The 5,680-nt window shown below is 69.9% G+C and carries 4 protein-coding genes; 2 read left to right on the top strand and 2 right to left on the bottom strand.

Annotated elements, in window-relative coordinates:
* The first annotated feature begins 105 nt into the window (after positions 1-105).
* Positions 106-1,455 carry an MFS transporter gene (locus tag EIO58_RS11615; protein ID WP_127819680.1) on the top strand — a complete coding sequence of 450 codons (1,350 nt, stop codon included), beginning with the start codon at positions 106-108 and terminating at the stop codon, positions 1,453-1,455.
* 21 nt (positions 1,456-1,476) lie between these two features.
* Here EIO58_RS11615 and EIO58_RS11610 read toward each other — a convergent pair whose 3' ends face one another.
* Positions 1,477-1,731: a hypothetical protein gene (locus EIO58_RS11610; protein ID WP_127819679.1), complete on the bottom strand. Its 255-nt coding sequence runs from the start codon at positions 1,729-1,731 to the stop codon at positions 1,477-1,479.
* A 1-nt stretch (position 1,732) separates the two neighbouring features.
* Positions 1,733-4,315 (bottom strand): valine--tRNA ligase, encoded by a 2,583-nt coding sequence (gene valS / locus EIO58_RS11605; RefSeq protein ID WP_127819678.1) that lies wholly within the window; start codon positions 4,313-4,315, stop codon positions 1,733-1,735.
* Positions 4,316-4,684: 369 nt separating this feature from the next.
* On the opposite strand from valS, the gene EIO58_RS11600 reads away from it, so the two are divergent.
* Positions 4,685-5,560, top strand: a complete 876-nt coding sequence (locus EIO58_RS11600) for an endonuclease domain-containing protein (protein WP_240658767.1) — start codon at positions 4,685-4,687, stop codon at positions 5,558-5,560.
* Positions 5,561-5,680: the final 120 nt, after the last annotated feature.

Here is a 5,680-nt window from a genome sequence, read left to right as displayed (position 1 = left end):
GCGGCGAGCCGGCGACGGGTCGCGCCGCGCGGTGGCGGCCCAGGCGGCTGCGGAGCACCTGCGCCGCGACGCCGAGGCCCGCGGTGCGATAGGAATCCTTCCGCGATGAGCGAGGGCATCGACATCGCGGAGCGGACCGAGGCTGCGGCCGGGCGGGCAGGCAGGGACCCGCTCGGCCGGGACTTCGGCAAGCTGTGGACCGCCGCGGCGTTCAGCAACCTGGCCGACGGCGTCGGCCGCACGGCCGTCCCCCTGATCGCGACGACCCTCACCCGCGATCCGCTCGCGATCTCGGTGATCGGCGCGCTCGCGTTCCTGCCGTGGCTGCTCTTCGGCCTTCCCGCCGGCATGATCGTCGATCGCTTCGACCGCCGGATCATCATGGCGGCGGCGAACGTCCTCCGCTTCGGCGTCGCGCTGTGGCTGGCGATCCTCACCGCGACCGGCGGCCTCGAGCTCTGGGCGCTGTTCGTCGGCACTCTCGTGTTCGGGCTCGGTGAGACCCTCTTCGACAACGCGACCAATGCGGTGATCCCGGGGGTCGTCAAGCGCCCGCAGCTCGACCGAGCCAACGGCCGCATGCAGGCGGCGCAGATCACGATCGACATGTTCATCGCGCAGCCGATCGCGGGAGTCCTCTTCGCGATCTCGCTCGCGCTGCCACTGTGGATCGGGTCAGCCGGCTACCTCATCCCGATCGTGCTCGCGCTCCTCCTGCCGATTGCAGCCGCTCGCCCCCTGCGCGACGAGGCGCGGGTGCCCGACACGGATGCTCCGGATGTCGCCGCCGGCGGCGCCGTCGCCGAGCCCGTCCCCGCGCCGCAGGCGCAGTCCGGTACGTCGGCGCGCGAGGCGCTCTCGTACCTCTGGCACCACAAGTACCTGCGCACCATGACCCTGTACACGTCGCTCGTCGGCAGCGCGCTCTCGTTCGCGCAGGCTGCGACGCTCCTCTACTTCCTCGACGACCTCGGCGTGCAGGAGTACGCGATCGGCTTCGTCACCGCGGGCATCGGCGTCGGGGCGCTTCTCGGCTCACTGGTCGCGCCACGGCTCGTGGAGCGCTTCGGCCGCGGCCCGATCATGCTGGGGGCGAACGTGGGGGCCGCCCTCGGCCTCGGCCTCACCGGTCTCGCACCGGAGGTCTTCTCGGCGAGCATCGCGTATGGGTTCGGCGCGTTCTCGATCTCGGTCTGGAACGTGCCGTGGGGCGCCCTGCGCCAGCAGATCGTGCCGCCGCGACTCTTCGGCCGCGTGCTCGGCATCATCCGCACGCTCACGTGGGGAATGTTCCCGATTGCGACGATCCTCGGCGGCTGGGCAGCGCAGAGCTCGCTGCGGCTGCCCTTCGTCGCCGCCGGGGTGTTCATCATCGCCGCGACGATCCTAGGAGCGCGGCTCCTCGTGTTCGGCACCCGCAAGGCCGGCGCGGAGGCCGACGCGGCGCACGCCTGAGGACGGCCGGGCGGCGGTCGCTCAGTGACCGCCGAACCCCGTCTCGTCGTCGTGGCGGACGACCGGCTCGCCGTCCGCGTCGAGAGACACGATCACGCCGGTGTCGAGTTCGGCGATCGGGCGGCCTTCGAGCCACGTGAGCGTCCAGCGCGGCCGGGGCTGCCCGAGGTCGTCGTCGGGGATGACCTCGTCGACGCGACGGATGCCGCGGCGCAGGGCTTCGGGGACCGCCTTCGGCGGTTCTTCGCCCGAGGTCCAGCGTGTTCCGAGTTGCATGTCAGTCCTCCTGGGGGGCGAGCACGATGTCGGTCATGGCGAGCGCGTCGGCGTCGGCGTAGCTGATCTCTGCGATGCGACCGACGGCCTTGAGGTCGCCTTCCGCAACGCGGATGGCGTCGAGCGTCGCAGCCGGCCCGGCGATCGTGAGGCTGGCGACGGGTGTCTTCTGGGATGCCTTCGCCTCTGTCTTGGCACGGCGGACGCCGATGAGCGCCTGGCTCACCGCCGTGAGGACCGCGGTGTCGCCCGATTCCTCCTCGGGGGTCACCGGCCACTCGGCGTTGTGGACGGACCCTTCGTTGAACCACGACCAGGCCTCTTCGGCGGCGAACGCGAGCACGGGGGCGAGGAGCCTGAGAAGCGACGACAACGCGACGCGCAGCGCGAGGGCCGCGGAGGCCTGCCCGACGTCGGTCTGGTTGTAGGCGCGCTCCTTGACGAGCTCGAGGTAGTCGTCGCAGAACGTCCAGAAGAACGACTCGGTCACCTCGAGCGCGCGGGCGTGGTCGTAGTTCTCGAACGCCTTCGTCGCCTCGCGGACGACGGCGTGGAGGCTCGCGAGCATCGACGCGTCGAGGGCGTGCGTGATCTCGGCGCCCTCGGGCACCGGGAACGACAGCACGAACTTCGCGGCGTTGAGCACCTTGATCGCGAGCCGGCGGCCGATCTTGATCTGTGTCGGGTTCTGCGGGTCGAAGGCCGCGTCGGTGCCGAGGCGGCTCGACGCCGCCCAGTACCTCACCGCGTCGGACCCGTGCTGGGCGAGGATGTCGGCGGGCGTGACGACATTGCCCTTCGACTTCGACATCTTCTTGCGGTCGGGGTCGACGATGAAGCCCGAGATCGCGGCATCCGTCCACGGCACGCGGTCGTCCTCCAGGGCGCTGCGCAGCAGCGTGGAGAAGAGCCACGTGCGGATGATGTCCTGACCCTGGGGACGCAGGTCGAACGGCGCGACGAGGTTCCACAGCTCGGGGTCGCGCTCCCACCCGCCTGCCAGCTGGGGGGTGAGCGAGGAGGTCGCCCACGTGTCGAAGATGTCGTTCTCGCCGTCGAACCCGCCCGGCATGCCGCGCTGGCCGGCGGTGTAGCCCGGCGGGACGTCGGTCGAGGGGTCGACGGGGAGCGATGCCTGATCCGGCGTGAGCACGCGGCTGTAGTCCCGCTCGCCGTTCTCGTCGAGCGCGTACCAGACGGGGATCGGCACGCCGAAGAAGCGCTGGCGCGAGACCAGCCAGTCGCCGGTGAGCCCGTTCGTCCAGTTCTCGAACCGCACGCGCATGAAGTCCGGATGCCACGACATCTCCGCGCCGAGCGCGATCAGCTGCTCACGCAGTGCCTCGTCGCGCGCGCCGTTGCGGAGGTACCACTGGCGCGTCGAGACGATCTCCATCGGGCGATCGCCCTTCTCGTAGAACTTCACGACGTGCGTGAAGGGCTTCGGGTCGCCGACCAGCTCGCCTGACTCCTGCAGCAGCTCGACGACGCGCTTCTTCGCGCTGAAGACGGTCTTGCCGGCGAGCTCCGCGTAGGCGGCCTTGCCGGCATCCGTCGTGATCGCGTCCGGCGCGTCGGGGACGACCCGGCCGTCAAGGCCGAGGATGGTGCGGTTGGGCAGCTGCAGCTCCCGCCACCACACGATGTCGGTGACGTCGCCGAAGGTGCAGATCATCGCGATGCCCGACCCCTTGTCGGGCTGGGCGAGGGGATGCGCGAGGACGGGTACCTCGACGTCGAACAGCGGGGTGCGCACCGTCGTGCCGAACAGCGGCTGATAGCGCTCGTCGTCGGGGTGCGCGACCAGCGCCACGCACGCGGCGAGCAGCTCGGGGCGCGTGGTCTCGATGTGGACGTCGCCCGCGCCGTCGGTGCGGTGGAACGCCACGCGGTGGAACGCCGCCGGCTGCTCGCGCTCCTCGAGCTCTGCCTGTGCGATCGCGGTGCGGAAGTCGATGTCCCACATCGTCGGCGCGAGGTCCTGGTAGGCCTCACCGCGCTCGAAGTTGCGCAGGAAGGCGAGCTGGCTGGTGCGGATCGTGTCGTCCGAGATGGTGCGGTAGGTCTGCGTCCAGTCCACGCTGAGGCCCAGCTGGCGGAACAGCGCCTCGAAGTGCTGCTCGTCCTCGACGGTCAGCCGCTCGCAGAGCTCGATGAAGTTGCGGCGGCTGATCGGCACCTGATCGGCCGCGCGGCTCGACTTGTTGTCGCCGCCCTCGAAGGGAGGCGTGAAGTCGGGGTCGTACGGCAGCGACGGGTCGCAGCGCACGCCGTAGTAGTTCTGCACGCGACGCTCGGTGGGCAGGCCATTGTCATCCCAGCCCATCGGGTAGAACACGGTCTTGCCGCGCATCCGCTCGAAGCGCACCTTGAGGTCGGTGTGCGTGAACGAGAAGACGTGGCCGATGTGCAGGCTTCCCGAGGCGGTCGGCGGGGGAGTGTCGACCGAGAAGATGCCGGCTTTGCCGACCTCGGCGGCGCGGGCGCGGTCGAATGCGTACGTCCTCTGCGCCTTCCAGGCGTCATCCCACTTGGATTCGAGACCCTCCAGGGCGGGCTTGTCGGGAATTCGCGCGTCGGCCATCGGGTCTCCTCGATCGATATGTGCGACACCGTGTGAGCGTGCCTGAGTGTGGGATGCCGATCGATTCTATCCCGGGGGCTTGCCCGTCCTGGATCGTCGGGCGGATGCCGCGGACCGCGGGCCGCGGTCATCGTCCTCGCCCATTCGGAGGCCGGAGGCCCACCACTGCGCCGAGATGAGGAGATATGCCTGGATGTGGATATCTGAACCGCTCGCGACCCTCATCTCGGCATCCGCCCTCATCTCGGGAGCGTAGGCGCACAGCCAGTTGCGGAGCGCGGCTCCTCCACATGCCGACTCATCGCAGATTCCTCCACTGAATCGCCACGACGGGATCACCGGATCGCCCGGATGAGGCAGGTTCGAGCGATGAGCCGGTCGATGCCCACGTGGATGCGTGCCCTGCGCGAGACCGGGGGTATCGCCCGTCAGGCCGCGCTCATCGAGCTCGGCGCCCGAAAGCACGAACTGGCTCGCGCCGTGAGGGAGCGGCGACTGACTCGGGTTCGGCGTTCATGGCTGGCGCTCCCGGATGCCGATCCCATGCTCGTCGCGGCGGCCAGGGCGGGGGTCGTGCTGACGTGCCTGACCCGTGCGAAGCGCTTGGGGCTGTGGGTCACCGCGGAGGACCGTCCACACGTGGCGGCCCCCGTCAGCAGCGGCGGCATCCGGATCGAACGACAGCGCTCCGCCGGCGCACTCCGTGGAGAGTTCACGGCCACCGTTCACTGGTGCATACCCCTCGTGCAGCGCGAACCGCATGTCCTCGAGGACTCCCTCGAGAACACACTGGTGATCGTCGCGAGATGTCAGCCGCGTGAGCACGCGTTGGCGGTGTGGGACTCGGCACTGAACATGGGGCTCGTCGAGAAGCCCTTTCTGGCGCGGCTGCCACTGCCGGCGTTCGCGCGTGCCGTCCTGGAGGAGGCTACGCCGTTCGCGGACTCCGGGCTGGAATCGTTCGTGCCGCGCCGCTTGCGCTGGATGAACGTCCGCATCGTCGCGCAGGCGTGGATCCGCGGGCGTCCGGTGGATCTCCTCATCGGAGAACGGCTCGTGCTCCAGGTCGACGGGGGCCATCACGTCGGCGCGCAGCGGGAAGCGGACGTGATGCACGACGCTGAGCTGCTTCTGCTCGGATACCACGTGATCCGAGTGGGCTACTGTCAGGTGATGGACGACTGGCCGGCCGTGCAGCAGCTCATCATGACCGCCGTCGCGCAGGGTTTGCACCGAGTGCGGTGAGGTTGCGCGGCAATCCCCGCCGCGCCACCCGCCCGGGATGAGGGACTGCGCCGACATGAGGACGGCAGGAAGCCGCTGTCGCCTCACCTCGGCAACCGCCCTCATCCCGGCACTGTCGCC

It is taken from the genome of Microbacterium sp. CPCC 204701, assembly GCF_004010105.1.
Taxonomy (GTDB): domain Bacteria; phylum Actinomycetota; class Actinomycetes; order Actinomycetales; family Microbacteriaceae; genus Microbacterium.
The sequence above is the reverse complement of the archived record's forward strand: the minus strand, read 5'-3'. Positions and strand labels throughout refer to the sequence as shown.